Annotated in this window: 26 protein-coding genes, 1 tRNA gene and 1 pseudogene; 8 read left to right on the forward strand and 20 right to left on the reverse strand. The window is 48.1% G+C overall.

Translation table 11 applies throughout. The features are described 5' to 3' along the window. Positions 1-218 precede the first annotated feature (218 nt). Together QZ310_RS06730 and QZ310_RS06735 are read right to left on the reverse strand one after the other, a co-directional pair. Positions 219-308 (reverse strand) — tRNA-Ser (locus QZ310_RS06730). A 318-nt stretch (positions 309-626) separates the two neighbouring features. Continuing rightward, positions 627-1,526, reverse strand: a complete 900-nt coding sequence (locus QZ310_RS06735; RefSeq protein WP_297071718.1) for a hypothetical protein — start codon at positions 1,524-1,526, stop codon at positions 627-629. Between the two features lie 304 nt (positions 1,527-1,830). Here QZ310_RS06735 and uvrA point away from each other — a divergent pair, with 304 nt between their 5' ends. The 4 genes from uvrA to rbr all read left to right on the forward strand — a co-directional run bounded on the left by uvrA (position 1,831) and on the right by rbr (position 7,363). After that, positions 1,831-4,707 (forward strand): excinuclease ABC subunit UvrA, encoded by a 2,877-nt coding sequence (gene uvrA, locus QZ310_RS06740; protein WP_297071720.1) that lies wholly within the window; start codon positions 1,831-1,833, stop codon positions 4,705-4,707. Positions 4,708-4,817: 110 nt separating this feature from the next. Then, a complete protein-coding gene (locus tag QZ310_RS06745) occupies positions 4,818-5,888 on the forward strand; it encodes a DUF2027 domain-containing protein (protein ID WP_297071721.1) in 1,071 nt (356 codons plus the stop codon). Positions 5,889-5,890: 2 nt separating this feature from the next. Further along, positions 5,891-6,703: an EFR1 family ferrodoxin gene (locus tag QZ310_RS06750; RefSeq protein ID WP_297071723.1), complete on the forward strand. Its 813-nt coding sequence runs from the start codon at positions 5,891-5,893 to the stop codon at positions 6,701-6,703. A gap of 78 nt (positions 6,704-6,781) precedes the next feature. Then, entirely contained in the window at positions 6,782-7,363 is a 582-nt protein-coding gene (gene rbr / locus QZ310_RS06755; protein WP_297071725.1) for a rubrerythrin, read from the forward strand. Positions 7,364-7,926: 563 nt separating this feature from the next. Here rbr and QZ310_RS06760 read toward each other — a convergent pair. From QZ310_RS06760 to QZ310_RS06830, 15 genes are all read right to left on the reverse strand, one after another. Then, positions 7,927-8,733: a class I SAM-dependent methyltransferase gene (locus QZ310_RS06760; RefSeq protein ID WP_297071727.1), complete on the reverse strand. Its 807-nt coding sequence runs from the start codon at positions 8,731-8,733 to the stop codon at positions 7,927-7,929. A gap of 140 nt (positions 8,734-8,873) precedes the next feature. Next, on the reverse strand, positions 8,874-9,077 hold the full coding sequence (locus QZ310_RS06765; protein ID WP_297071729.1) for a hypothetical protein: 204 nt from the start codon (positions 9,075-9,077) through the stop codon (positions 8,874-8,876). Beyond that, the gene (locus QZ310_RS06770) at positions 9,055-9,630 is read right to left on the reverse strand and encodes a zeta toxin family protein (RefSeq protein WP_297071732.1); all 576 of its coding nucleotides are present in this window, start codon (positions 9,628-9,630) and stop codon (positions 9,055-9,057) included. Before QZ310_RS06770 ends, QZ310_RS06765 begins: the two co-directional genes overlap by 23 nt. Before the next feature lie 86 nt (positions 9,631-9,716). After that, complete coding sequence (locus QZ310_RS06775) at positions 9,717-12,191, reverse strand: bifunctional UDP-N-acetylmuramoyl-tripeptide:D-alanyl-D-alanine ligase/alanine racemase (protein WP_297071818.1); 2,475 nt, start codon at positions 12,189-12,191, stop codon at positions 9,717-9,719. Beyond that, positions 12,172-13,179 (reverse strand): GSCFA domain-containing protein, encoded by a 1,008-nt coding sequence (locus QZ310_RS06780; RefSeq protein ID WP_297071734.1) that lies wholly within the window; start codon positions 13,177-13,179, stop codon positions 12,172-12,174. Before QZ310_RS06780 ends, QZ310_RS06775 begins: the two co-directional genes overlap by 20 nt. A 215-nt stretch (positions 13,180-13,394) precedes the next feature. Continuing rightward, positions 13,395-14,012 (reverse strand): CatA-like O-acetyltransferase, family 2, encoded by a 618-nt coding sequence (locus tag QZ310_RS06785; RefSeq protein ID WP_297071736.1) that lies wholly within the window; start codon positions 14,010-14,012, stop codon positions 13,395-13,397. Positions 14,013-14,067: 55 nt separating this feature from the next. Further along, positions 14,068-14,865: a helix-turn-helix transcriptional regulator gene (locus QZ310_RS06790; RefSeq protein ID WP_300878737.1), complete on the reverse strand. Its 798-nt coding sequence runs from the start codon at positions 14,863-14,865 to the stop codon at positions 14,068-14,070. A gap of 3 nt (positions 14,866-14,868) precedes the next feature. Then, a complete protein-coding gene (locus QZ310_RS06795; protein WP_297071740.1) occupies positions 14,869-15,444 on the reverse strand; it encodes a flavodoxin family protein in 576 nt (191 codons plus the stop codon). Positions 15,445-15,471: 27 nt separating this feature from the next. Next, positions 15,472-16,002, reverse strand: a complete 531-nt coding sequence (locus tag QZ310_RS06800) for a GNAT family N-acetyltransferase (RefSeq protein ID WP_297071742.1) — start codon at positions 16,000-16,002, stop codon at positions 15,472-15,474. Continuing rightward, positions 15,999-16,199 carry a 4-oxalocrotonate tautomerase DmpI gene (gene dmpI, locus QZ310_RS06805; RefSeq protein WP_297071744.1) on the reverse strand — a complete coding sequence of 67 codons (201 nt, stop codon included), beginning with the start codon at positions 16,197-16,199 and terminating at the stop codon, positions 15,999-16,001. The genes QZ310_RS06800 and dmpI (QZ310_RS06805) overlap by 4 nt, the downstream gene beginning before the upstream one ends. Before the next feature lie 44 nt (positions 16,200-16,243). Next, a complete protein-coding gene (locus QZ310_RS06810; RefSeq protein WP_297071746.1) occupies positions 16,244-17,128 on the reverse strand; it encodes an MBL fold metallo-hydrolase in 885 nt (294 codons plus the stop codon). A 57-nt stretch (positions 17,129-17,185) separates the two neighbouring features. Next, on the reverse strand, positions 17,186-17,812 hold the full coding sequence (locus QZ310_RS06815) for a CatB-related O-acetyltransferase (RefSeq protein WP_297071748.1): 627 nt from the start codon (positions 17,810-17,812) through the stop codon (positions 17,186-17,188). Next, on the reverse strand, positions 17,809-18,009 hold the full coding sequence (gene dmpI, locus QZ310_RS06820; protein WP_297071750.1) for a 4-oxalocrotonate tautomerase DmpI: 201 nt from the start codon (positions 18,007-18,009) through the stop codon (positions 17,809-17,811). Before dmpI (QZ310_RS06820) ends, QZ310_RS06815 begins: the two co-directional genes overlap by 4 nt. Positions 18,010-18,020: 11 nt before the next feature. Then, positions 18,021-18,476: a GNAT family N-acetyltransferase gene (locus tag QZ310_RS06825; protein ID WP_297071752.1), complete on the reverse strand. Its 456-nt coding sequence runs from the start codon at positions 18,474-18,476 to the stop codon at positions 18,021-18,023. A gap of 1 nt (position 18,477) precedes the next feature. Continuing rightward, entirely contained in the window at positions 18,478-18,948 is a 471-nt protein-coding gene (locus QZ310_RS06830; RefSeq protein ID WP_297071754.1) for an META domain-containing protein, read from the reverse strand. 763 nt (positions 18,949-19,711) lie between these two features. Here QZ310_RS06830 and QZ310_RS06835 point away from each other — a divergent pair. Continuing rightward, positions 19,712-20,053 (forward strand): annotated as a pseudogene (locus QZ310_RS06835) (antibiotic biosynthesis monooxygenase); the annotation flags it as partial. A gap of 56 nt (positions 20,054-20,109) precedes the next feature. Here the strand turns inward: QZ310_RS06835 and QZ310_RS06840 are convergent. After that, on the reverse strand, positions 20,110-20,742 hold the full coding sequence (locus QZ310_RS06840) for a CatB-related O-acetyltransferase (RefSeq protein ID WP_297071758.1): 633 nt from the start codon (positions 20,740-20,742) through the stop codon (positions 20,110-20,112). After that, positions 20,739-21,095: a helix-turn-helix domain-containing protein gene (locus QZ310_RS06845; RefSeq protein ID WP_297071760.1), complete on the reverse strand. Its 357-nt coding sequence runs from the start codon at positions 21,093-21,095 to the stop codon at positions 20,739-20,741. The genes QZ310_RS06840 and QZ310_RS06845 overlap by 4 nt, the downstream gene beginning before the upstream one ends. Positions 21,096-21,276: 181 nt before the next feature. Between QZ310_RS06845 and QZ310_RS06850 the strand changes: the two genes are divergently transcribed. Further along, complete coding sequence (locus tag QZ310_RS06850) at positions 21,277-21,921, forward strand: flavodoxin family protein (RefSeq protein ID WP_297071762.1); 645 nt, start codon at positions 21,277-21,279, stop codon at positions 21,919-21,921. A 188-nt stretch (positions 21,922-22,109) separates the two neighbouring features. Here QZ310_RS06850 and QZ310_RS06855 read toward each other — a convergent pair whose 3' ends face one another. Beyond that, positions 22,110-23,666 (reverse strand): Do family serine endopeptidase, encoded by a 1,557-nt coding sequence (locus QZ310_RS06855; protein WP_297071763.1) that lies wholly within the window; start codon positions 23,664-23,666, stop codon positions 22,110-22,112. A 313-nt stretch (positions 23,667-23,979) separates the two neighbouring features. On the opposite strand from QZ310_RS06855, the gene QZ310_RS06860 reads away from it, so the two are divergent. Both QZ310_RS06860 and QZ310_RS06865 read left to right on the forward strand, forming a co-directional pair. Next, positions 23,980-25,209 (forward strand): C40 family peptidase, encoded by a 1,230-nt coding sequence (locus tag QZ310_RS06860; RefSeq protein ID WP_297071764.1) that lies wholly within the window; start codon positions 23,980-23,982, stop codon positions 25,207-25,209. 19 nt (positions 25,210-25,228) lie between these two features. Beyond that, positions 25,229-26,506 (forward strand): pitrilysin family protein, encoded by a 1,278-nt coding sequence (locus QZ310_RS06865; RefSeq protein ID WP_297071765.1) that lies wholly within the window; start codon positions 25,229-25,231, stop codon positions 26,504-26,506. Positions 26,507-26,522: the final 16 nt, after the last annotated feature.

A 26,522-nucleotide genomic window follows, 5' to 3' on the forward strand; every position in this document is an offset into this window, starting at 1 on the left:
CGCAGGTTGCTCCTCAGCAGAGCCTGTTTCCTCTTCAGCCAACTTACAAAGATACGCTCTTTCGATCAAAAAATCATCCTACCATTTTACAATTAGGAAATAAATGGTCTGTTACATCCTACCATTTTACAATTAGTCTTGTTTCGTGGCATTTCATGGCATACACGCAAAAGCAGAAACCCTGTAAGTGAACTACTTACAGGGTTTCGCAATGGTTTTGGCGGAGAGGACGAGATTCGAACTCGTGGTAGGATTGCTCCTACGTCAGTTTAGCAAACTGGTGGTTTCAGCCACTCACCCACCTCTCCAAAATGTTTTGTCTGTCCTGCGCTCAGGACTTTTGTTTTAAGGTTTTTGTTTCATTGCTGAGGTGTTTTCCTTAAAAGCACTGCAAAGTTAGGGCTTTGTTCGGAATCCACCAAATATTTTGGCAACTTTTTTAATGGAATGTTAAAGATTTTTTTACTCTTTAAGTTAAAACAGTTGATTTTCAGATGGGTATGGCAGGAAGGAAAATTTAATTCAAACCGTAGGCCGCTGGACATCGCTGAACAGAGTTGGAAAATAATCGATCGTGTTAGGTATAGCATGAGCTATTTGCGGGGAATTTATATAACACGGATAAATCACATCGAATATGCCACTGATGCTTGCAGGAAGGGGGCAGCTTTTCGGGAGCAGTCAAAATATTCGGTGGTGCCGGTCTTGCCATTGACTCGACATGACATTTTCAATGACACTCCTCCCATTGCCTCGACATATAGATTGTCGCCAAGGCGATGCCTGTATTTCAGCATAGGGCGGAAAGATGTAGAGGTGAAACGGCATGTCTTGGGTAAATCTTCATGACCGGGTCTGAAATAAAATGATTTGACATCAATATCCGCACCGGCACACAACAGAGTGTTTTTCCCGGGGATATACTCGACTCCAAACATACCGCCATAAAGATTTATGGTCCATCTCTCATTGAATCTATGACGATACATGAAAACCAAAAACGCCGGAATTTTCGATGTGCTGTTGATCATCACCAGCGGTCCTATGCCAAACTGAGTGTCACGACTGTGACGCAACATAAGCAGTCCCATTGCGATAGCCGAGATACGTTCGTAGCCACCGATGCCAAATTCGCTGTTGATCATAGCGATTTCCATCAGAGGCTTACCAAACAAGCGTGTTCTTGCCGTAGCTGTTGCCCCTAATTGCCATATAATATGAATATCGTTAAGTCCGATGTCGTCAGGGTCATAACCGCCGCTCAACGCTCCCGGTTCAAAATCGACCTTAACCGAATTGTATTTGGCATTAGCGGTGAGCGTGAAGGACTTTCGTTTGAGGCATTCATACGAAACTCTCGCTCCAAAACCATCTCTCACAGCGCCCCAAGCATGATCACATTGAAGATTGATATTGGTCTTCACCATGCCATATCCACCGGAACTGACATTGACATCTTCTTGAGTCTGGCCGAGTAAGGCCGGTGCTGTCAGGCAAGCCAACAGTAGTAGATAAATCCGAATCATAATATATAAAAAACACAAAATCCATAGAGAATAGTATTCTACACGCCAATATGCCCGCCGACAAATCGACAAACCGCCGAATCATACATATCAATTGCAGCAGGAACAAAACAGACCGATAAATCACCTTTTTCAATCCGAATTTGACACCACGCAACCCATAACCATTAAAAAGACGTCAATGTCCGTTCTGTTTTACTCCAACGTCTTTTCTATTTTATTAAGTTTCGGCAACAGCGTGGGAGTTTGCATTTGAGGCGACTTTTTCGTAACTTTGTATGTTACATTTGAAGGAACCGAAAAAATGCAGCAAGTCAACAATATATCTTCTCAAGAACAGAACATACAGGTGCTGGGTGCCAAGGTCAACAACCTCCGGGATGTCGACGTTGAGATTCCGCGCGGTAAACTCGTGGTCATCACGGGTGTATCCGGCTCCGGAAAATCATCCCTTGCCTTCGACACTCTCTATGCCGAGGGACAGCGACGCTACGTCGAGAGCCTAAGCAGCTACGCCCGCCAATTCATGGGCAAGATGCCCAAACCCGAATGTAAAGCCATACTCGGGCTTCCTCCGGCAATCGCCATCGAGCAGAAAGTCAACACCCGCAACCCTCGAAGCACAGTCGGGACCTCCACGGAAATATATGATTACATGCGCCTGCTCTTCGGGCGCGTAGGCCATACCTTCTCACCTGTCAGCGGCGAGGAGGTGAAAAAGCACACCATCGAGGATGTGGTCGCCTACGTCACCACTTTCCCCGAAGGATCACGCGCTGCAATTGTCGCGCCCATCATTCTTCCCGAAGGGCGCAAATTCGCATCGCAACTCGACGTCTATCTCAAAGCAGGCTACTCCCGACTGATGCGCGACGGCAGCTTTGTCGACATAGAGGAACTTCTCGGTGAAGTCCGTGCATCGGACAACCCCGACAGCTACAAAGCCGAAGACTATACGCTGCTCATCGACCGTCTCGCTGTCTCCCCCGAAGCTGATGAAATCAGCCGTCTCAACGACTCGGTCGAAGCCGCATTCTTTGAAGGCCGCGACCGTCTTAGCATCCTCATCTGGGGTGAAGAAGGACTCGTGGAAAAGGAATTCTCGAAAATCTTCGAGGCCGACGGTATCCGCTTCGAACCGCCGACCGACATGATGTTCAACTTCAACAATCCCGTAGGTGCATGTCCGACATGCGGAGGTTTCGGAAAAGTCCTCGGAGTTGACGAAAGGCTCGTCGTCCCCAATAACACACTGTCAATCTACGACAATGCAATCGCCTGCTGGCGAGGCGACAAGATGAGCGAATGGAAACGCGTGTTCATCGCTGATGCCGCGCAGTTCAACTTCCCCATCCATAAACCCTACCTCGATCTCACGCAGGAAGAAAAAGACCTGCTCTGGCATGGTCCAAAAGACCTTACGGGCGTGAAGATGACCTACGGCGATTTCCCCTCGCTCGACAACTTCTTCAAGATGCTCGACGAGAATCAATACAAGATCCAATACCGTGTCATGAAGGCGCGCTATCAAGGCAAAACCATCTGTCCCGAATGTCACGGTTCGCGACTTAAGAAAACCGCATCCTATGTCAAGGTCGGCGGTAAGACCATAGGTGAACTTGTCAGTATGCCTGTGAGCCGTCTGCTCGAATTTTTCCGCAACCTTTCGCTCAACGAGCAGGATGCAAAGATTGCAGGCCGTCTGCTGCGCGAAATCAACAACCGCATTTCATATCTTGAAGAGGTCGGTCTCGGCTATCTTACGCTCGACCGCCTTTCATCGTCGCTTTCGGGTGGCGAGAGCCAACGCATCAATCTCGCGACATCGCTCGGAAGCAGCCTTGTCGGGTCGTTATACATCCTTGACGAACCCTCAATCGGACTCCATTCGCGCGACACCGAGCGCTTGATTTCAGTGCTTAAGAAACTCCGCGACCTCGGCAATACGGTCGTTGTGGTCGAGCATGACGAGGAAATCATGCGTTCGTCCGACTATCTCATTGACGTCGGCCCCGATGCCGGACGTCTCGGCGGCAACATAATCTATCAGGGAGAACCATCAGAGCTTATCCCCTCTCAGGGAGCCTCTGAAACCAACGGCAGCTACACAGCCCGCTATCTCACCGGAGAGCTGACAATTCCCGTCCCCAAGCAACGCAGGAAATGGCGCGACTCAATAAAGGTCATCGGTGCGATGGAACATAACCTGAAGGACATTGACGTGCAGTTTCCTCTCGGTGTGATGACAGTCGTCACCGGTGTCAGTGGTTCAGGCAAATCAACCCTTGTCCGCGACATTCTTTTCCGTGCACTCAACCGCCATCTCGGCAACCCCGGCGATGCACCCGGTACTTTCCGCCGTCTCGATGGAGAGCTCAGCCGTATAAAAAATGTGGAATTCGTGGACCAGAACCCTATCGGGAAGTCAACACGCTCAAATCCTGCCACATATCTCAAAGCATTCGACGAAATCCGCAAACTCTTCGCATCCACCCAGGGTGCAAAACAGATGGGTTACTCAGCCTCGGATTTCTCGTTCAATTCCGAAGGCGGACGCTGCGAGGAGTGCAAGGGCGAAGGCTACATCACCATCGAGATGCAGTTCATGGCCGACATCACCGTCCCCTGCGAATCCTGTCACGGCAAACGCTATCAGAAGGAAATTCTTGAAGTGGAATATCGCGGAAAGAATATCTACGACATCCTTGAAATGACCATCGACCAGGCCATTGAATTTTTCAGCGAAGCCGGTGGAACGCAGGAGAAACGCATCGTCAAACGCCTCCAGCCGCTCAGCGACGTAGGCCTGGGCTACATCAAGGTCGGACAGAATTCATCGTCACTCTCCGGAGGCGAGAACCAACGTGTGAAACTCGCATCATTTTTCGCCGACGAGAAGGCCGAACCGACACTCTACATATTTGACGAGCCGACAACCGGCCTGCATTTCCACGACATCGCCACACTCATGAAATCATTTGACCGTCTTATAGCACTCGGCCACACTGTACTCATCATCGAGCACAACATGGACGTAATCAAATGCGCCGACCACGTAATTGACATAGGCCCGGAAGGCGGCGATGCAGGAGGACGGCTTGTAGCGACCGGCACACCGGAAGAAATCACCGAGTGTCCCGAATCATACACAGGACGCTTCCTAAAGGAAAAATTGCAGTAGTTCCTGCCGGTCCTGACACACCGGACAAGCTCAATCTAAATAAATAAAAACAGTGGTGCTTACGGCACCCGAAGAATTCTCAGACAAAACAGAAAAATCATATAATCATCATGGCAAAAATCGGAGATCGCGTCCGCTTCCTCAATTCAGTCGGAGGTGGCATAATCAAACGAATCGAAGGAAATATAGCATACGTTGACGACAACGGATTCGAGACCCCTACCCTCATCCGCGAATGTGTGGTCGTTGCCTCTCCCGAGGTCACCGAGAAAAAAGTGGCGCTGACACAGGATGAAATCAAACCAACCGTCAAACCGTCGGCAAACTCAAAGCCCTCATCCACTCCGGCACCTTCCGAACTTCCCGTCGAGGAAACCCCGGAGGGCGACAAGCTCAACGTAGTCCTCGCCTACGAGCCGAATGACATCAAGCATCTCAATTCTTCTACTTTCGACACGTATCTCGTCAACGACTCCAACTACTATCTCTATTTCACTTACCTCTCCCGCGCAGACGAAGCAAATGGATGGACCACGCGCTATGCAGGAGTTGTCGAGCCGAACATCCAGGTATTTCTTGAAGAGATTTCCGGCTCCGACCTCCCGGCGATGGACCGCATAGCCGTCCAGATGATTGCATTCAAATCGGACCGCGAATTCAAAATCAAATCACCGGTCGCAATCGAGACAGCGCTCGACACTACCAAATTTTTCAAACTCCACTGCTTCCGCTCCAACCCCTATTTCGACAAAGAGGTGATTGCTGTGGATCTTGTGACTAACGATGTCCCCCGTCAGCGCATGGTTCTCGATTCATCGCAACTCGAAAAAGGGATCAAAGCCAAGAAAGCTGTCGACCGTCCTGTCAAGCGCCCGGTGCAGAAGCATCAGCCCAAACGCGGTGACCGTATCGAAGTGGACCTGCACATCAACGAACTTGTCGACACGACCGCCGGACTTTCTCCCGCCGACATCCTCAATCTCCAGATTGACGAATTCCGCAAGGTCATGGATGCAAACCTCAAGAACAAGGGGCAGAAAATCGTATTCATCCACGGCAAAGGCGAAGGAGTGCTCCGCGCGGCTCTCATGAAAGAACTCAACCACCGCTACAAAGGTCACGATGTTCAGGATGCCTCATTCCGTGAATTCGGCTTCGGAGCCACTCAGGTCACCATCTGATTATGATACTCTGGTTCTCAGGCACAGGCAATTCCCGCTTCGTTGCCGAGCGGCTGTCTATCCTGCTCGGCCAACGGATGACTGAATTGCGCCCCTCAGTCACAGCCACGCCATTGACACTCCCGGAGGATGACACGGCTGTCTATTGGGTATTCCCTGTCTATTCATGGGGAGTACCACCTTATATACGTTCAGTCATCCGCGACATAAACCTTGACATTCAGTCTGACCAAGCCCTCGTCCATCACCTCATTCTCACCTGTGGCGATGATTGCGGTCTCACGGCCGAAATGTGGCGCAAGGATGTCAGGTCGCGTGGATGGCAAGACGGCAATGCCTATTCGGTCATAATGCCCAACAATTATGTATGCATGACCGGATTCGATGTCGACCCTAAAGCTCTGGAAGAGAAGAAACTCGCGGAGGCCCCTGCAAGAATCAAGACCATTGCGGACGAACTGCGCGGCTATAGCGTGGCGCAGGGTCGACGCGATGATATTGTCCGCGGAAGCTTCGCATGGATCAAGACAAAGGTAATCTATCCGTGGTTTGTCCGCTATGCCATGTCGCCCAAGCCCTTCCATTACACCAAAGAGTGCATCTCATGCGGAAAATGTGCGGCCACATGTCCGTTGCGCAATATCTCGATGCAGCCCGACACGCAACCTGATGCCTCCGGACGCACGCGCAAACACCCCGTATGGTGCAGGGATTGTGCAGGTTGTCTCGGGTGTTACCACATCTGCCCCCGCCACGCCGTGATGTATGGAAAATCCACTCGAAAAAAAGGTCAATATTTCAATCCCTTTGTGTGAACTCTTTGTCCGCTTGATGCGTTTAGACTATGTAAACAAAATTAGTCTACTTTAACGCATCAATTCAGTATTAAAAATATGGAAAAGAAATCGATCAAAGGCACCAAGACCGAGCATAATCTTCTCGCTTCATTCGCAGGTGAAAGCCAGGCACGCTCACGCTATACCCTCTTTGCAAAGAAAGCCCGTGAGGAAGGCTACGAACAGATTGCAAAAATCTTCCTCATCACTGCAGAGCAGGAGTTAAGCCATGCCGAACTCTTCTTCTCGCGTCTCGAAGGCGGCGTGGTTGAGATCAACGCAGGTTATCCCGCAGGTGTAGTTGCCGATACAATGACCAATCTCCGCGAAGCCGCTGCAGGCGAACGCGAGGAATGGAGCGACCTCTACGCATCGTTTGCCACTACCGCCGAAGAAGAAGGCTTCAAGGATATTGCAGCTATTTTCAAGATGGTAGCCAAGGTTGAGATCGAGCATGAGCAGCGCTATCTGCGTCTTCTCGAGCGTCTGACCAACGGTCAGGAGTTCTCAAGCGAGACCGAAGAGGAATGGCAGTGTATGCACTGCGGCTATGTCCACAAAGGCAAGTCAGCTCCCAAGCGCTGCCCCGTCTGCGGCAAGGAGCAAGGCTATTTCGAGCGCAAAGCCGAGAACTATTAATTTTGAATCCTTCCACTACGCATTATTAGCGTAATCCACAATACAATTACCTCCCGCCAAAAGTTTCATGGAACTTTGGCGGGAGGTATTGCTTTTTCAAGCCAGAGAAAGGCACATAGAGACAGAAGGTCAGAAGATACAAAAGATTAATTTCAAGCAGATTATATTTCTTCTGTTGCTTTTGTCTATTTTGTTCGTTTGTATCTATAACCTATGGTGTTTCCACACGCATTATTATCGGACATCTTCGATGCCCGTGGGGGGGAATCATCAGTTACCCACACACCTTCGCGGCACGCAATTTCGCCCTGCGGGCTTCATTGCGTTGCCGCTCGATGCGGGGCTACCATCGCATCGCTGCTCCGCAGCTTATCAATTGCCATCCGGAAAGATGATGGCACACCTTTTAGGTTCATTCGCCGTAAAATTGCCATCCGGAAAGATGATGTCACGCCCATAGGTTCATTCGCCCAAAAATTGCCATCCGGAAAGATGATGGCACGCCCATAGGTTCACTCGCTGCAAAATTGCCATCCGGAAAGATGATGGCACGCCTTTTAGGTTCATTCGCCGCAAGAATCAAGTCCGAGTTGCTCGAAGTGGGGGTCTTGGGGGTCGGCATTATATTTTTTGAAATCCAAACGATGGAACTGCTTGCCATTAGGCAAGGTACTTTCTTTACGGTCTATAAGCCTATAGCCTATTGCGGCAAGCGACCTAATCAGTTCGTCGGCATTCACTGTCACATGGACGGAGCCAAGTACTTCCAGTCTGGCAGCGTATGGAGACTCTGAGACAAAGCTTTCCCCGGCAGACGAAACATCAGAGTCAAGACTTCCCTCAACAGAGTGTGAATCCGAAACAGAGCTTCCCACTGTGTTCGGAGTATCAGAAACAAGTCTTTCGGCAGTATCCACCTGAATCACACACGAAACATAGTCAGCATGTGTGCGTGCCACCGCTTTAGCAAAATTTGCGCAGCCGACATATTCGATAAACAGATTGGCTACGACCATATCCACTTCAGGAATGGCGGCCACACTCTCGTTAATGTCTACCTGAAGAGTATGATACCTCCCGGATAAATCAGGGTGACGTTTTGAAGAGGCTTCAAGATAATCCGGATTTATATCAATCCCGTAAATATCCTTTATTTCTGACAATCCATAAAGATTTGCAAGACCATTGCCACCTGCAACTCCGAAAATTGCGACACTCCCGACAGGATAAGCTGAAAACTGCTCGTGCATTATAGCATCCAATTCCTGCAATTGACCGACAGAAGCCAAGGCCATGTGATTCTCATAGTCATCCAAGGCAACCCCTTTCCACGGGTTCATGCCCTCATCCACTTTTGATTTATTAAACATTTGCTTCCTATTTTTTAGTATGACTGATAAAATTAATCATTATCCCCTAAAATCAATGATAATAGGGAGATAAAAATGTCCGGGGTGGGCCCGGACATTCGTTATTGGTTGATGGTGATGTTTTTTTAATGTCTTTTCTGTTACATCCGAGCCTCTTGTGCCGCTTCGGCGAGGAAGTGGTCAAGAGCGTCCTTGGCGGACATCGAGTAGATCGAGCCGTCCTCATGCGCATAGACAACCGCTTGCCCCTTGACCACTTTGTCAAGCAAACATTTTTCTACGGCGATTTCCATGCCTCTTGCTAATTTTTCAGATATATTGTCAGTCAATTTGAGTTTCTCCATCTTTTTTAATTCGGTCATACAATTCTGGGGCTAAAGTCAAAGTGTCGTTGGCCACCACCTTCGGGCGGCAGCGGGTGTTGTCGATAATCGTCCAACTATCGACAATGGGCATGAAAAGATTAAAGAGGTTGCTGATACCATGATGGTAACGGCGAATGATCACGTCGGTGGGGATATTATGGCCTCCCTCGCTCACACGCTGGGCCACGCGCTTGATGGCGAGCTGCGGTGAAGAGAGCCATATATAGAGTAGGTGAACCAGATAGCCGAGGCTATGGGCCTTTGAGACGAGCGCGTGGTAGCTTCGGGTGGCAAGAGTAGTTTCGATTGCGAAGGTGATGCCCTTCTGGAGAAGCTCTTCAATACGATGGAGCATAATGCGTCCGGCTTCCATCGAGACACTCTCAGGATGGAAAGGAGAAAGGCCCTTGGCAATCTCATCGGCATTAACAAACTGCTGGCAGTCAAGGACGTCGGGCAATATGGTGAACGAGGCCGTTGTCTTACCGGCGCCGTTGCAACCTGCGATGATGTATAAACTGGGCGATTTCATAATAGAATTGGGTTTTAGTTTTGTCAAACTTGGATTTTTTTGACGGGGATGTGTGTTTTTTAAGATATTTTGTCTGTTCCGCACTCCTACTCGCGGTAGTAGACGCGTTTGACGCGCTGCGAGATGGAGGTTAGCACTTCGTAGGGGATTGTACCGAGAGTCTCGGCAAGGGTATCGACGGGCATATTCTCGCCGAAGACCTCAACGCGGTCTCCGACTCGGACATCAGGGACATCGGTGACATCAATCATACATGCATCCATGCAGATTGTACCGACGGTGGGACATTCGACACCCTTGACTATCATTCGGGCATTGCCATAGCCGAGATGACGGTTGATTCCATCGGCGTAGCCGACGGGAATCGTGGCAATGACTGAGTCGCGGGTGAGAAGACCTCGGCGATTGTAGCCGATAGTGGTTCCCGCCGGCCATTTCTTAAGCGAAAGGACGACGGTGTGGAGCGAAGAGACGGGGCGGAGGTCATCCTGCGACCCATCGTTCATGGTCTTTATACCGTAGAGCCCGATTCCGAGGCGCACCATATCGAGCTGATGTTCGGGGAAGCGGGTGATTCCGGTCGAATTGAGTATGTGGCGGAGGATTTTCCTTTCAGGGAAAGCTGCAAGGAACTCACGGCAACATGCGTCGAAGTAGTCGAACTGCAACTGGGTGTAGGCATCCTCCATCGGATCGTCTGCGGCACAGAGGTGGGAGAAAATCGAGCGGGGAACAACACGGTCGGTGCTTTTGAGCACTTCGATGAGCTCCGGGAGATCCTCTTTAAGGAAGCCGAGACGGTGCATACCCGAATCAATCTTTATGTGGACAGGGAAGCCATAGACGTCGTAGCGTTCGGCTTCGCGGATCAATGTGCGGAGGAAATCAATGCTGTAGATTTCCGGTTCAAGATTATCGGAGAAAATGGCATGGAAATTCTCGACCGTAGGGTTGAGGACGAGAATAGGCATCGTGATTCCGGCGCGACGGAGTTCGGCGCCCTCGTCATGGACGGCGACGGCAAGATATGTCGCACCCTGGGCCTGCAAGGTGCGGGCAAGTTCATGGGAACCGGCACCGTAGCCGGAAGCCTTGATCATGCAAGCGATGCCGGTGGTGGGGCGGATGCGCGAACGGATGGCATTGAAGTTGTCGACAATGGCACTGAGGTTGATTTCAAGCACGGTCTCGTGTTGACGGGCCTCAAGCATCTCGCAGATGCGCTCGAAACCGAATGCGGGTGCGCCTTTGATGAGAATGAGTTCCTTGCTGAAATCGCGGGGAGAGACGTTGCGGAGAAAATCTTCGGTCGTGTCGTAGAACTCTGTCGAAAGTTTGAAACAACCGGCATGGCGTTTCAGCTCAGGTCCTATGCCTACCATACGGCGGACACCAGCGCGGACAAGAAGGTCGGCCATCTGGGAATAGGTCTCTTCAGCATCGGCGCTTCCGTGCATGAGGTCGCTTATGATTACAGTCGACGAATGGTCGGAAGTGGACCGGCGACGCATGAAATCGAGCGCCGGGAGGAGCGAATTGAAGTCGCTCGTGTAATTATCATGGATGAGCAGACAGCCGTTGACACCCTCGATGACCTCCAGACGTGTCCCGATAGGTGAAAGAGCGGCCATGCGCTCACGGATAATGGCAGCAGGAATGTCGAGATAGAGCATTACGGCCAGACAGTGAATGGCATTCTCTATGTCGTGGTCACCGTTCACGGGAATTGTGAAGATGGCCGGTTCACCACCATTATATATATAGGTAATCGCGCAACCAATCTCAGATTTCACCACATCTTTAATATAGAGAAGAGCCTGAGGATTCGTGCGCGACCATGCGATAGTCACAGGAGCTTCGGCAACAGCAGAACTGATGAGGGAATCGTCACCGTTGTAGATGACGCAACGGCAACCGTCGAGCAACGACGCTTTCTCACGGCATTTTTCCTCGATCGACCCGAAGCCGGAGCTGTGGGGAGCGCCGATGTTGGTAAAGATACCGATTTCCGGACGGAGTATGGCTTTGAGTTTCGCCATTTCTCCCGGTTGGGAGATTCCGGCCTCGAAAATGCCGAGTTGGGTGTCGGCATCAATTTCCCACACTGAAAGTGGGACACCAATCTGGGAATTGTAGCTGCGCGGACTGCGGGTGATGACGATATCGTCCTGAAGCAACTGATTGAGCCATTCCTTGACGATTGTCTTGCCACGGCTGCCCGTTATAGCTATCACCGGAGCAGAGAAACGCTCACGGTTGACAGTGGCGATACGGTGAAGAGCATCCAGGGGAGAATCAACCAAGAGAAAATTGGCATCATCGACACACTCCATCTCTTCGGGGATGTGGGTGACCACGAAGTTTCTCACACCGGCATCGTAGAGCTGACGGAGATAGCGGTGACCGTCGCCGGAGGAGGTTGTCAGTGCGAAAAAGAGTGTATCGTCGGGATATGTGAGAGAGCGGCTGTCGGTCAACAGTCGGTTTATCTTCAAATCGGGACGTTTCAATGTCGTCTCCGAACCAAGAATCTGTGATATTTCAGAAATGCTGTATTCCATCATTCAATATGATACTTAAATAACGCGCACAGGCACGTTTGAGTTTAGGAAAACGCCCTGTAAAAGCATCGGCAAGCGCGGTTTTCCCAGCAGCCTCCCTTGCAGCCGCATCGGGTGAGGCTGTAAGGGTGCGGTGGGCCAGCCGACGTGTCAGAGAGGCAGCATCTCCGGCAAGTCTCAGGGTTTCCTCATCAAAATATGAAGTTTTAAAAAGATCGTAGATATATCTCACCGCCTGCTGAGTGGGATGTTTCATATCCTCGGCATAAAAACGGTAGTCGCGCAAATCGTCCATCATGACCTCGTAGGCCGGGAAATAGCTCACCTTAGGGTCCGAAGATGAACGTATGAGTGAATCTATTCCAAGTAGGAGCGTGGCTTTCGAGAGCTGATTGCCGTGGGGACCATGTTCGCTGTAACGCAAGGGGCTGACGGTGAACAGGACTTCGGCCTCGGCGTTGACAGAGCGGATGGATGAGAGGATGGAGCGCAGAGCCTCGGTGACCTCTTCGAGCGTGAGATAACGGACATCAAACATCGAGCCGGGGAGTTTGTGGCAATTGGCAACCACAGAGCCACAGTCGCGGAGAGTGAAGACCCGCGTTGTTCCGAGGGTGATTATGACGACTGACGCAGAGCGCAGAGTGGCGGCACTTTCATTTACGGCACGGTTCATTTTACCGAGAGCCGCATCGCGGTCCGCATCGGAGACACGCGAATGGAAGAGCGTGCTGACCCAGGCACCGTCGCGCATGACCAAGGTGGAAGCGGGGACCTCTCCCCTACCGGCAAGCAATTCAAAAGCCTTGCTGATAGACAGAGGATTGTATAAAGGGCCGAATGGATTCACATCGGCCTCAAACAATTCGGAAACCAGACAGGAGCCAATGTTGTCGGAAAAACAAGAGCCGACGAGGAGAATAGGCTCGCCATGTCTGACAAGTCCACGTTTTCCCTCAACGGGTGGCACTACAGTTCTGAAATCCATTATACTCACAAATTAAGCGTGGCCCCCGTGGATGTAAACTCACTTCGGGACCGGAAGAATTGATGTCACACACAAAGGTAGTAATAATATCTCGTTAGGTGTATCCAAATCCACCACAAAAATTAGCGGAGGATGAAAATAAATTTCCATCGTTTGAGAAATGGAAGCTCCAACTTATTTATTGAGAGGGCAACGCAATTATCGTATCGAGTACTTCAGTGAATCGTATCAATCTCACGTTGCAATAGGTCAAGGAAGCGGGCGGCATGTGCACCATCCATTTGAGTGTGGTGGAATTGGAATGAAACGGTGAGAGTTGTCTTGAAAAACCGCTTTCTGTATTTCCCCCATATCATGAACGGGTTGTTGAATATTCCGCTATACATTCCCACCGCTCCATCAATATCGTATTGGGCGAGTGCGGATGTGCCTATTACCATACTTTGGGACAGGTCGTGATTCTCACAGCTTTCAGCGACTTTTCGGGTAAGACGTAGATATTCGGAATTGAATGTCTCTAAATCATCACAGAACGGCACATCACAAGAACTGACTTCTCCCTGACTGTTTGCCACGATGGTATTCACAGCGAGTGAATCGTATTCAATGAGTTTGCCACCGACCGGGAGCATCTGAAATTCCTTTACCTGCGATGCCGCCCGCCCGATGCACCAGCACATAAGCATATTGAATTTAAGTCCACGCTTACGGCTGATTTTCAATAATCGGGTGACGTTAAGAGTCTTGAAGAACGTCACCATCGGCATCGGTGCGTTCATCCACATATCGAAGGCGTAAGCTCTCGTTGTTTCCTTTGGGTTTACTTCTTTCATTTTTTACGGCAAAGTTAACGCATTGCCGTCGCCACCGATAGAAGAAAAGGGACATTCAGAAAGGCGAGGCAAACAAATCGGAATACACGGGTTGAGTTTTCAGCAATTCCACCGGGGTGGTTCCGGAATAGCGACGGCACTCACGGATGAAATGTGACTGGTCAGCGTATCCACACGAATAGGCAATGTCGGCAAAATCGCGGTTGCCATTCTGCATGAGCCACAATGATTTCTGAAAACGGACAACAGAGGAATATTCCTTGGGTTTCATACCTACAGCTTTGAAAAACACGCGGTCAAACTGCTTCCGGCTGAGACATGCGATTTGCGCCATGCTTTCCACGCTGATGGATTTGTCAGAAAATAACTGAGTCAGCGAAACACCAACTCTTTTGAAATTATAAATCTCCGATTCCGCCAATCTTGACCATAGGCACTTTTCAATCATTTTTATAGCCTCGGTAGAATCTTCGGCGTTAAGCACATCATCGGCAAGGGCATTCAAGGTTTTGTCACCAAGTGAATAGCCGTCAATTTCTTCATTGTAGAACGAGGATAGAGGAATATTGAACACAGTACCAATTGCATGAGGATAGAACACCACGACAATGGTTTCAACATCGCCTGATGATTGAATCTTTGCCGGGAAGTTGACTTGACCGCTTATGGAAAATCTTGCTTGCTCTGATTTCAATTCCGGAATATAAAATCGTGTCCGACGATGAAAAATCAGTTGCGGATATCCGATTGGAAAGGTCAGGACATCAAGATTTTCATTGGTATTCTGAATCCAATAGTAGCGGATAAATGGCTGTAGTTGCGCATTGGGTACTATATATCTAAATCTGCTCATTACTTACCCTTGCTTATCTAATCTTTTGAGAAGCCATGTCATATTTTGTCCGAGATTACGCATATTTTCCATTCCCTCTTCATCATTGAGGACATCGCCAATTTCTTTGCCATAGACCATATTCCAGTATGTGGAGCCAACTACTATCATTTCTTTGTTCAGCATAAAATGATTCATCGCATCTACGGCAGTCATGCCTCCTGCACGGCGAACAGCGGCAACTGAAGCCCCAACCTTATGTTTCAACAATTCGGGATTGGTAGCAACCACAACACCTCCACGGTCAAGAAAGGCTTTCATTTTTGACGATACGTCAGCGGAATATACCGGAGAGCCAAGTATAATGCCGTCTGCTTCAACCATGCGGTTGAATACATCGCTGAAACCATCATTTTTGAAAACACAGTTTTTCTTGCCCTTGCAAGCGAAGCAAGCGCGACACGGCTGAATATCAATATCCGCCAATTGAATCAGTTCCGTTTCAATACCAGCCTTACTCAATTCTTCAAAAACTGTTTTGATTATGATTGCAGTATTGCCGTTCTTACGAGAGCTACCACTTATTCCAATTACTTTCATATAGATTTTATCAGTTTATCCATTCCATTATAGAAAATCATGTATTTGTTGAGATTCAACAAACTCCATTTCTATGCAATACCAAATCTCACCGAGGCAAGTGTAGCTTTCAGTCTCTTCTTTTTGAACTTGCTTGAATCCCACAGCTTCATAACAATGTATTGCAGATGGATTATTTTCAAATACACCAAGCGATACTTTAGTCGCATCTAATTCTTTGTGGGCATAATCAACCGCCATGCCGACAAGTTTTTTACCCAATCCGAGACCTCGCTTTGCATCATCAACTATTACGAATCCAAGTCGCCATTCTGAATTTTCAGGGGTTGGCTTTCTGAGTGTTATATAACCAATGACTTCGGCGGCATCAACCATAGTAAGAGCGATTGATGAATGTCTGTCTATGAATTTGTCATGAAATGAGTTAATGTCATTTGCCGTGACAGGGTAACGCGAATACCTGTCGGCACACCATTGACGCATTTGATACTCGCTTTTCAGCCATCCGGCAATAATATTTGCGTCAGCCGGATGAAATTCTCTCAATCGCACGTTCATGGTCTGTAATCACGCTTTATTTCATTGATTGACTTGCCGCCGATGCCGAAATTTTCATCGGGTAGTTCCTTGATGGTTACTGTGAAGAACTGCTCCGGGATATGTGTTATCTCAGAGGCCGTCGCTGTGAGCCGTTCAATCAATTCTTTCTTTTGTTCTGCGGTTAATTTACCGCTCTCAATAGATATGTAGGGCATATTATTCTTTTAATTATCCAAAATTGTAGTTATCAACCAAATCCTCAGTGTACGTTTGTAATCCATTGTAATGTCGAGTTCTCGGTTATGAAATCGATAATTCCTCTATCCTTCATCCATGATAGATAAGACCGAACTGTTGAACCCACAAGCACATATTGCTCAATGGTCATATTTAAAGCAAAATGCTTGAATACACCTGTGATGATTTCATCAACTGTATGAGGCATGGAGCAAAGATTCTTGATAACATTTTCTATCTCAAATACTTTTTCACTGTTAAGTCTTGCAAGTTCAGCAACATCGTCACAAGGCTCCGCATGGGATGGAATAATTATATTCGCTTTAATTGTCTTTATGAAAGCTAATGTATCAAGATACTTCTCAACATCATAAATAAATGAAACGCCATATTTTTCCAGTGTTGCAGGACTGCTGACACAATCTGCAATAAATACAGTGTCGTCAGGTGTTCTGAATCCTACCATTTCAAAGAAATGGCCCGGAAGCGGTATTATTTCAATCTCTTTTGGAAAAAGTGGAGAATTGAAGTCTGTAACAACTGATTCTTTTGCCATAATGAACTTATTCCTCAGCACCTTACAAGGATATCCTCCATATAAAAAAGATGGTTCAAGCACAGGATGACGAGTAAAATCAGCCTCAATGCCACTACTGAACACCGGGCAGCCCGTTTTTGACTGGATAAACGAGTTACCTCCTATATGATCTGCGTTTGAATGTGTATTGAGAATACCTTTTATAGTCCAGTTCTTTTCAGCAGCAATTTTCAAGATCTTTTTAGCAGCTTCCTTGTCATTCCCACTGTCAATGAGATAAACCTCGTTCTCAGTTTGCGCATATATGCCAATCTTTGCAGGACTATTTATGTAGTAGCTCCGGGAGCCTACTTGTATAAGTTCGTACATAATTCTATATTTTTTTCCTCAGTTCTGAACAACGTTGTACCTGTTGGTGAAGTTGTGTTACAATGCCTCAATATCGCCTGACTGAATATGGTCTATTAAATTCTTAATTTTTTCAATAGGCCAATTCCACCATTCCAATTCCAGGAGTTTAGCCACAACATCCGGTGCAAACCGTTTGCGAATTTCTTTTGCCGGGACACCTCCGACGATTGAATATGGCTCGACATCTTTTGTCACAACTGCCCGTGTGCCGATAATCGCACCATCGCCTATATGGACTCCGGCCATGATAACAGCATCGTAACCAATCCAAACGTCATTGCCAATTACAATATCGCCCTTGTTGTCCCATGCTGTAGCAATTTCAGTTTTTGGCAAATCCCATTCTTCAAAAAAGAGAGGGAAAGTATATGTCGAGAGTGATTTAAGTGTGTGATTGGCACAGTTGAATATGAATTTCGCACCACACGCTATCGAGCAAAATTTTCCGATAATCAGTCTATCGTGATTTATCGGATAATGGTAGAGCACATTGTTCTTCTCAAAACCACACGGGTCATTCACGAAATCATTATAGATTGTAAAATCGCCGACTTCGATGGCCGGTTTTGTAATTACCGATTTAAGATATACTGTTTGCGTATCGCCTGTTCGAGGATATATTATGTTGGGATTTGGATTCATCGTTTAAAATTGCGTTTTATCTCATCAATGGATTTGCCGCCGATGCCGAAATTTTCATCAGGTAGCTCCTTGATGGTTACAGTGAAGAACTGCTCCGGGATATGGGTTATCTCGGAGGCTGTTGCTGTGAGCCGTTCAATCAATTCTTTCTTTTGTTCTGCGGTGAGTTTACCGCTCTCAATAGATATGTAGGGCATGATATTTTCAATCAGGTCAGTTCCAAATGATAGATTCTTGTTTTCTCGCCCCACGGATGATAGCAAAAGCCGATGAAACCGAAGCCGAACCGTTCATAGAATCCGATGTGATCGGTACATAGATACAAGTTTTTGAACCCGAGCTGCTCAGCATCCTTCGCTGTATGTTCAATGAGCATTTTGCCATAACCGTTGCCTCGACAATCTTCCTCGACATAGAGGGCTGCCAACCACGGGTATAGGTCCATGCGGGAATTGAAATCATTTGTCACTAACCCGGCACAACCGATTATTCTGCCGCCATCGACCAACAGATACCATTGCGGAAGAGGATTGGCAGCATATAGGCAATGACGCATACAATCATCATAGACAGCCATAGAGTCTTCCGTAGCCCACTTATCTTGAAAGTAGGCTATTGCGCGTTCGAGGTATTCCGGATTCTTTCTCAGAGATACTATTTCCATGTCAGTTGCCGGTATGCTCGTCGGCCTGTTTAATGAATACGGCAGAGCCAATATATGGTGCTGTGAATGCGAGAGTGTCGCCATGACATACAGCATAGGCTGTGGAGTCGTTGAGAAGACGCAGCATGTTTTGCTCAACAATCATATTGTCGCAAGCCATCTCGGTGACAAGCATGTTTTTGAAACGGATGGTGTCGTTAGCGATTCCAAACTCGCCGTTAATCATGTTGCAGTCCGTTGAAAGGCTGAATGTATTGTCCGGCTCATTGAACGACAGCTTATAATTTGATGTCGCATCAAATTGCGTCGACTCGCAGTCTATGCGATAAGAATCAAGACGCCATCCGCCCTGCAAGACTGCGGCTGTGTCAGAAGTGGTATTTTCTCCGCTTTCTGCGGATTTATTTGTTGCAGTACATGCGCACAAGGCAACCGATGCCATGGCAATTATAGATAATTTGAATTGTTTCATATACTTGTTTGATTCTTGTTTTTGCTATTAGTCTTATTTTTTAACCTCACTCAGAGGTTTCTTGTATGTAAGAAGGAACATAGTTCAATCTTTTGAATTATTTTTCGGTTAGTTGGCGCACTCTGCGGCCGAATATTACTGATGCGGCTGATGCTGTCGCTACGCAAGACATAGGTGCAAGAGAACTGAAAGCATCGAAACATGCCCGTATAAACGCTATTATTGCAATTGCAGCAAACACATACTGCATTATCCGATAAAACCGTAGTGTCTTCATCGTTTTATTTGTATGCTCACTGTCAAAAATGAGCTTATTATACCTGTTATATAGGAATAGAGTTGAACCTATCCCAATGCGAAGTTACGAAATTTTTATCAGTTTTTAAGGGTTTTGATGATGGCCCGGCTGATTTTCGGTTGAGAACATGCAGGCTTTGACTTATCATTATAATCAGAAGTTGCCTGAAGTTTATGGCTACAAGATGATTGAATGATGGTGATTGGCAATGGGAATAACAAATTTATATATTGATTATCAATACATTGTTTATTTCACGGGAATTGGCTAACTTTGCCTTGAAAACGTGGGGATGAATTGGAGCCAAACCACTTGGAAATGTGGTTTTGAGATTTCATGATCCGCAAGAAAGTCATCACAAGCAAACAGGACATTATGCCAATCAAGATAAATAGACTTATAGCAATAATCATCGGCACGATGGCACTCTTTTCATCGTGCTCACATTCTCATAATATGGTAGAAAAAGAAACAATGGCGACTGACGGTATAGTCCGGTTGTCCAAAATCGAGGTTTATCCACAATATCTTGATGATTATATGGAGTTTGCCATTGAGGTCGGGACAAAATCACTGTGCACCGAACCCGGAGTGCTTACCATGTATGCCATGCAGGATAAAGAGAATCCATGCATGATTACAATATTGGAGACATATTCCTCGCAGGAGGCATATAAATCCCATATCGCATCAGAACATTTTCAGAAATACAAACAGGGAACTCTCCACATGGTCAAGAACCTTGAACTTTGCGACCAGACACCTCTGAATCCTGATAATATAATCACAAATACGATTGTCAGATGAAGTGGATGAGAAGGATTGAGGAGGCTTTATAGGAAACTTCCATATCGGACATAATATTATTTAGTTTCAAATATATGCCTTATCGATTCTTTGACTTTCGACAGATTACTGTCGGTCAACAATGGAATCAAATCTTGTATCTCCGCCACGGATTTATCCCACCATTTCAGCCTCTGCAATAATCCAATCAATTCATCATCAAAACGTTTACGTATGAACTGAGCCGGGTTACCTGCGACAATAGTATAAGGTTCCACATCTTTACTTACCACACTGTTCAGTCCGATTATAGCGCCGTCACCAATGTGTACGCCCGGCAGAATGGTCGCATTTTGCCCGATCCAGACGTCATTTCCTATGACGGTGTCTCCTTTTAAGGGCAAATCTTCATGGGATGGAGTACCCTGCTCCCACCCCATTATGTAGAACGGATAGGTAGAGGCTGCGTTCATCTGGTGGTTCGCACCGTTCATTATAAAATTTACGCCTGATGCAATCTGACAGAACTTACCGATTATGAGTTTATCGCCAATAAAATCATAATGATGCAATACATGCTTTTCGAAGTCCACATCACTGAAATAGGTGAAATCCCCGACAATTATATTGGGGTTTGTGATTGTCGGCTTAACTAAAACCAACGTGCTGCAGTTCTTAATTGGAAAAATGGTATCGGGAGAAGGTGTCATTGGCTGATTTTATCGTTTCTGTTAATCATAATCTGTTCAAAGTTATCCTGCCCCCACTTCATTAACGCTTCGACATGAGGCAAGAGTGTTTTACCTAAGTCTGTAATTGAATATTCCACGCGCGGCGGCACATCCGGATAAAGCCGACGGCCGATTATGCCGTCTGTTGTTAGTTGTTTCAACACCTGCGACAGCACTTTCTCAGACACGGACGGGATGTTGCGGTACAGTTCGTTGAAGCGCATCGGCTCGCTCTCAGAAATCTTCACGAGAACGACCAACGCCCATTTGTTTCCGAGCCATTCAAGCATCGGAGCGGCCTTGCAATATTCATAGTCCAATTTTTTTGCCATATCGTGTTTGCAGAATTGATTGGAAATGAGTAAAACAAACTTTTCGGTAAGGGGCAAACCTTTTGGTAAGTTATTGTTTAGGCTCTGATTCTCACCTAATTTTGCATTACAAAGTTAATAAAATTAGCCGAGATTCGGACGAAGAACCGGACCAAATGTATAACTAAACAAACAGCGAGGTATGAAAATAGTAATCATAAATAGCAGTCCGCGAAAAAATGGCAACACCGCCAAGCTGTGTGATGCCTTCCGCAAAGGAGCTATGTCAACTGCCACAAGCCCGGAAATAAGTACGATTTTCTTAAACGACCTCAATTTCAAGGGCTGTCAGAGCTGTTTTGCTTGCAAACTCAGAGGAAGCAAGCAATATGGCAAATGCTCTCTAAATGACGACCTGACACCGGTGCTCGAAGCTGTGAGTACAGCGGATTGTATTGTTGTTGCCTCACCCATATATCTTATGGACGTCAACAGCAATGCAAAAGCATTTCTTGAAAGACTATGTTTCTCTTTGGATTCATACGAGGCAGGGTATCGCTCTCTCGCAATAAAGAAAGTAGCTGTCGTGACAATATACACAATGAATACCACGGGTGAGCTTGCGCCTGTTAAAGCTATGGATAATGTGGATATGTTCTTAGGGCATATATTTTCACGCCCTCAAAGACTGTGTTCCTACAACACATATCAATTCCCGGACTACTCTAAATACGTTGTGGATGTGTTTGATGAAGCCGAAAAATTAAAATACAAGACAACCGAGTTCCCCAAAGATTTACAGAAAGCATATCAATTAGGAATTAATATCGCAATTCAAAGAGTTTGAACGACGGATAGAAATTAAGGTCATGTAGACTTTGTTTATAAGACAATTTTATTTTATACAAAAAAGAGAGTGCGGGGCGGTTGGGCCACGCACTCTCGACTGTTTATGGACAAAATGATGAGAGAGGAGAACTTATTGAGATTTATGAAACTTCTTGAAACTTTGATTGGAGGGAGGGGAATGAGTGATTATTCGGCGCCGGAGAGGTCGACTGCGTAGATGCCACGCTTGCCGGTGGGATAAACTCCACGGAGAATCATGACTTTTTCGTCACCGCCACTCTTCATGATGGCCTTGTAGATTTTCTCCACATCTTCGGGAGAGGAGACACGGCTGTCGTTGATAGAATAGACGATGAAGCCCTGCTTCACACCTGAATCGCTGAAACGGCCTTTGGAGAGACCGGTCACCTGCACGCCATTGCTGAGACCGAGCTGACGGAGGGTGGACTCATCGACTTTCTTGAAGGCACAGCCAAGATCGGTGATGTCGCCGGCCTTTGTCATCTGCATGTTGCCCTGAGGATTGCGGAGGGTAACGTCGACCGACTGAGTCTTGTTGTCGCGGATGTAGGTGACTTTCACCTTGTCGCCGGGACGATACTTGGCCACCTGCTCCTGAAGCTGTGCGACATTGTCGGTGGGAGTGTCGTTGATTTTGATGATGACATCGTTCTTCTGAAGGCCTGCTTCCTTGGCAGAGCTGCGGTCGCTGACATCGCCCACATAGACACCCTTGGTGACGGCAGTGATATTGTATTCCTTGGCGATTTCATTGGTGAGGTCGGAAATCGAGACACCGAGGACGGCGCGCTGAACGGTTCCGAACTGACGGAGGTCGCTCATGACCTTCTTAACGATAGAGGTCGGGACTGCGAAAGAGTAGCCCGCATAGTTGCCGGTCTGGCTATAGATAGCGGTGTTGATACCGATAAGCTCACCGGCGAGGTTGACGAGTGCGCCACCCGAGTTGCCGGGATTGACAGCGGCGTCGGTCTGAATGTAGGACTCAATGCCCATACGGCCGTTGTTGTGACCGCCGATGCTGCGGCTCTTGGCCGAGACGATACCGGTGGTGACGGTCGAAGTGAATCCGAAGGGGTTGCCGACGGCAAGCACCCATTCGCCCACCTTAAGGGCTTCGCTGTCGCCCATAGGGATGACGGGGAGATCCTTGGCATCAATCTTGATAAGCGCGAGGTCGGTGGTGGCATCGGTACCGATTACGGTCGCATCGAAAGTGCGGTTGTCGTTGAGGGTCACTTCAAGACGTTCGGCATCATCAATCACATGGTTGTTGGTGACGATATATCCGTCGGCGCTGATGATGACACCCGAGCCGAGTCCGGAAGGCTGCTGCTGACGCTGCTGCTCCTGCTGACGGGGCTGACTGCGGCGGCTGCCTCCGTTGGGGCTTCCGAAGAAGTATTCAAAGAAGGGATCGTTGAAGAAACCGCCGTTGCCACCCTGGCTGTAGCCACGGGGAGTGGCATAGCTCTTGATGGAGACGACACCGTTGATGGTGCTCTCGGCGGCTGTCGTGAAATCAGAATGGTTGGCAGGAAGCTGGGCGACTTTGGTGAATGAACCAGCGGAAGCCTTACCCTGGTCGAACATTTCGGTAAAGCTGCCGACGCGCTCCACATCGTCGTTGAAGAGAGCATTTCTCATCGCAACGGCAGTCATTGCTGAGCTAATGACTGCTGTTCCGGCAGCCAACATGATGATTTTTCCTGTTAATTTCATTGTTACTTATACGTATGATTGTTTATTAATTTTTTACTGATGAATTCTCTTGTAAGCGATGAATGGAAGCGGCCAAAAAGATGGTCGGTCCGAAAACTTTTTGACGCGTCTGCTTGTCAATATAATTCAAGCTCCGTGTTCATCCTTCATGCCTATTAGACGGCAAAAACCATGCAATGTTACATGCCGAATATGAGGGTTTAAAATAAATTAAGACGAAATTCGCCCTATTTAAGATATATTTACCCCGCCGGGCCAATATATGTCGATATGTTAAAACAGAACTGTCACTTTTTTTGATTAATTTTGCCGTATGATGTCAAAAAAGTCACCTCTTCTACTCCTTGTCGCACTCGTCGCCTCACTGATGGTGTCGTGTGGCAGCATGAAAAATACTTCTACCGTCCACCGTACCTCGAAGGTCGGCGGAGGGCGTGGCGACACACGCAACTTTGAAATACCGAGTACGCTGCCACCGCAGTCGAATGCACTTCTTGCGGAAGCGAAGAAATGGATTGGCACACCTTATAAATATGGTGGTGAGGACAAGCGCGGCATCGACTGTTCAGGCCTCGTGCTGAACGTCTACAAAAGCGCTCTTGACATCAAGCTACCGCGCAATTCCGGAGAGCAGGCAAAATATTGCTCACCCCTGCAGAAGAATCAGCTCATGCCGGGCGATCTCATCTTCTTTGCCACCGGCTCGTCAAAGAAGAAGGTGTCCCACGTGGGGATATATGTGGGGGACGGACGCATGGTCCATTCATCTGCGTCAAGCGGAGTGGTGGTCAGCGACATCGAGTCGGACTACTTCGTGAGGACATACGCAGGAGCCGGATCGGTGGATAAATACCGCGCGATGATTTCAAAATCCGCACAGAAAAGTCCGGCAAAGAAAGCGGCATCCTCATCCTTGGCAGCAACGTCGAAAACCAACAGCCCGGCTCCGGCATCAAGTCCAAGCACAAGCCCGGTCGCAACTGCAACGTCAACACAGAGTGCAAGTGCATCGACCGTCACCGGAGAGCAACCCTACAAGATGACACCTGTCACATCGCTTCCGAAGAAAGTTGACCGCAAGGAGAAAACTGCAAACAAGACAAGCATTGACACGAAAAATACGCCAACGCCTGAAAAAGCCGAGGATGTTCCGGCAATCGGTATGCCGACAGTCAAGTCTACGCAAACCACTCCGACAGTCACCGCAACACCGATAAGCACCAACGCCAACGGTCAGACCGCAGTGAAAACTGTGGCAAGCGAAACGAAGAAAGAGACCGTTGTCACTGCATCGTCAACTCCTGCACAGACAAAATCGGAGGCCACAACGGCGAAACCCGGCAAGGCTGTCGTAAAGACAGACAATCCGGTCCAATCCGCAACTTCCGTAACTGTCAAAACGGAAAAGGCTCAGGCAAATCCGGTCAAGGCCGTCCAGACTGTCAGCACCGGGAAGAATGCAGAGCCTACACCCGACGAAGCCCGTAAATCAGTCCTCGGTTCTCTGAAAGAACAGAAGATGGACACTATCAACAAGAAGTAAAAAAAACGCCATTTTATACATGGACCGCACCACTGCACCGAAAGTCTACAATTTTGGGCCGCTCACCCTATCGCCGGCCTCATCCCATACACTCGCCAACGGAATCCGCATCCACATTGAAAGCGGAAGCGAGATAGAAGTAAGCCGTCTGACCGTAGCCCTCCCCGCAGGCGAGGCCGAATCGCCAAAGCCAGGCCTCGCAGCCTGTGCGGCGATGGTACTCATCGAGGGAACAAAACGGATGAACGGCGAGGAGATAGCCAACACACTTGAATATAACGGCGCTTGGGTCAACACTGCCGTTTCGACCCACTACTCGACGGTGACGCTTTCGAGTCTCAATGACAAATTCGCGGACCTGCTTCCGATTGTCGCTGAAATGATTCTCGCACCGGTCTTTCCGGCCGAGGCTGTAGCCAATATCCTCCAACGTCAGGCCGCGCGCCTCGACATCGAACACGAGAAGGTTTCGTTTTTGGCCGACAAAGCCATACGTCCGCTTGCCTACGGAAACGAAAATCCACTCGCCCGGACAGAGAACCCGGACGAAATACGTTCGTTCACACCCGAAGAGCTGTCGGATTTCCACTATTCGCGTCTTGACCCGAAGGAGATACATGTCTTCTTCTCCGGAAATATCACTGAAGCCATGATTCAGGCCGTCGACAGAGTGTTTGTCCGTTTCCCGGCTCATACACCCGTGCCGGTTGCTCCACTACACTTCCCGACAACGGCTCCCGAACAGCAGAGAGTCGACATTGCCATTGACCATGCCAAGCAAAGCGCCATAAAACTCATGATTCCGGCAGCCGGACGCGAAAGCGAAGACTTTGTCCCGCTGCGCGCGACAGTCACCGCACTCGGCGGATATTTCGGAAGCCGTCTGATGCTCAATATCCGTGAGGACAAGGGTCTGACCTACGGCATCTCGGCAGTCCTGCTCGGCTACTCGCAACGGAGTTTCATCACCGTCACCACCCAGACCGACGGCTCGACAAAAGAAGAAGTAATCAAACTTATCTTCGAAGAGATGGAAAAGATGAAGGATCCGGCAAGCTACACGGAGGATGAAGTGAAGCGTCTGTCGAGATTTCTGCTGTCAAATCTCGCGACAATCCTCGACACTCCGTTCAGCCGAATGGACTACACGCAGACCCACATTTTCGCCTATACTCCCGATGATTATTTCGAGCAGCAGGAACGATTTGCACGCAACCTCACTCCCGAAGTCCTCGCAGAGATGGCCCGGAAATATTTCGACACATCCGCTGCAATAATAGCCACTGCGGGAAACTGAAGCATAAACTCCGATT

The organism is uncultured Duncaniella sp. (assembly GCF_910577345.1).
In the GTDB taxonomy this organism is placed as follows: domain Bacteria; phylum Bacteroidota; class Bacteroidia; order Bacteroidales; family Muribaculaceae; genus Duncaniella.

Coding starts and splice junctions, on each gene's coding strand:
- QZ310_RS06800 (WP_297071742.1), bottom strand. CDS start 16,002: ATGAACGTGCGATTGAGAGAATTTCATCCGGCTGACGCAAATATTATT.
- QZ310_RS06825 (WP_297071752.1), bottom strand. CDS start 18,476: ATGGAAATAGTATCTCTGAGAAAGAATCCGGAATACCTCGAACGCGCA.
- dmpI (WP_297071744.1), bottom strand. CDS start 16,199: ATGCCCTACATATCTATTGAGAGCGGTAAATTAACCGCAGAACAAAAG.
- QZ310_RS06790 (WP_300878737.1), bottom strand. CDS start 14,865: ATGAGCAGATTTAGATATATAGTACCCAATGCGCAACTACAGCCATTT.
- QZ310_RS06770 (WP_297071732.1), bottom strand. CDS start 9,630: ATGAAATCGCCCAGTTTATACATCATCGCAGGTTGCAACGGCGCCGGT.
- QZ310_RS06815 (WP_297071748.1), bottom strand. CDS start 17,812: ATGAATCCAAATCCCAACATAATATATCCTCGAACAGGCGATACGCAA.
- QZ310_RS06750 (WP_297071723.1), top strand. CDS start 5,891: ATGATACTCTGGTTCTCAGGCACAGGCAATTCCCGCTTCGTTGCCGAG.
- rbr (WP_297071725.1), top strand. CDS start 6,782: ATGGAAAAGAAATCGATCAAAGGCACCAAGACCGAGCATAATCTTCTC.
- QZ310_RS06795 (WP_297071740.1), bottom strand. CDS start 15,444: ATGAAAGTAATTGGAATAAGTGGTAGCTCTCGTAAGAACGGCAATACT.
- dmpI (WP_297071750.1), bottom strand. CDS start 18,009: ATGCCCTACATATCTATTGAGAGCGGTAAACTCACCGCAGAACAAAAG.
- QZ310_RS06830 (WP_297071754.1), bottom strand. CDS start 18,948: ATGAAACAATTCAAATTATCTATAATTGCCATGGCATCGGTTGCCTTG.
- QZ310_RS06775 (WP_297071818.1), bottom strand. CDS start 12,191: ATGGAATACAGCATTTCTGAAATATCACAGATTCTTGGTTCGGAGACG.
- QZ310_RS06860 (WP_297071764.1), top strand. CDS start 23,980: ATGATGTCAAAAAAGTCACCTCTTCTACTCCTTGTCGCACTCGTCGCC.
- QZ310_RS06765 (WP_297071729.1), bottom strand. CDS start 9,077: ATGGAGAAACTCAAATTGACTGACAATATATCTGAAAAATTAGCAAGA.
- QZ310_RS06855 (WP_297071763.1), bottom strand. CDS start 23,666: ATGAAATTAACAGGAAAAATCATCATGTTGGCTGCCGGAACAGCAGTC.
- QZ310_RS06810 (WP_297071746.1), bottom strand. CDS start 17,128: ATGTACGAACTTATACAAGTAGGCTCCCGGAGCTACTACATAAATAGT.
- QZ310_RS06745 (WP_297071721.1), top strand. CDS start 4,818: ATGGCAAAAATCGGAGATCGCGTCCGCTTCCTCAATTCAGTCGGAGGT.
- QZ310_RS06865 (WP_297071765.1), top strand. CDS start 25,229: ATGGACCGCACCACTGCACCGAAAGTCTACAATTTTGGGCCGCTCACC.
- QZ310_RS06840 (WP_297071758.1), bottom strand. CDS start 20,742: ATGACACCTTCTCCCGATACCATTTTTCCAATTAAGAACTGCAGCACG.
- QZ310_RS06850 (WP_297071762.1), top strand. CDS start 21,277: ATGAAAATAGTAATCATAAATAGCAGTCCGCGAAAAAATGGCAACACC.
- uvrA (WP_297071720.1), top strand. CDS start 1,831: ATGCAGCAAGTCAACAATATATCTTCTCAAGAACAGAACATACAGGTG.
- QZ310_RS06760 (WP_297071727.1), bottom strand. CDS start 8,733: ATGTTTAATAAATCAAAAGTGGATGAGGGCATGAACCCGTGGAAAGGG.
- QZ310_RS06785 (WP_297071736.1), bottom strand. CDS start 14,012: ATGAAAGAAGTAAACCCAAAGGAAACAACGAGAGCTTACGCCTTCGAT.
- QZ310_RS06845 (WP_297071760.1), bottom strand. CDS start 21,095: ATGGCAAAAAAATTGGACTATGAATATTGCAAGGCCGCTCCGATGCTT.
- QZ310_RS06780 (WP_297071734.1), bottom strand. CDS start 13,179: ATGGATTTCAGAACTGTAGTGCCACCCGTTGAGGGAAAACGTGGACTT.
- QZ310_RS06735 (WP_297071718.1), bottom strand. CDS start 1,526: ATGATTCGGATTTATCTACTACTGTTGGCTTGCCTGACAGCACCGGCC.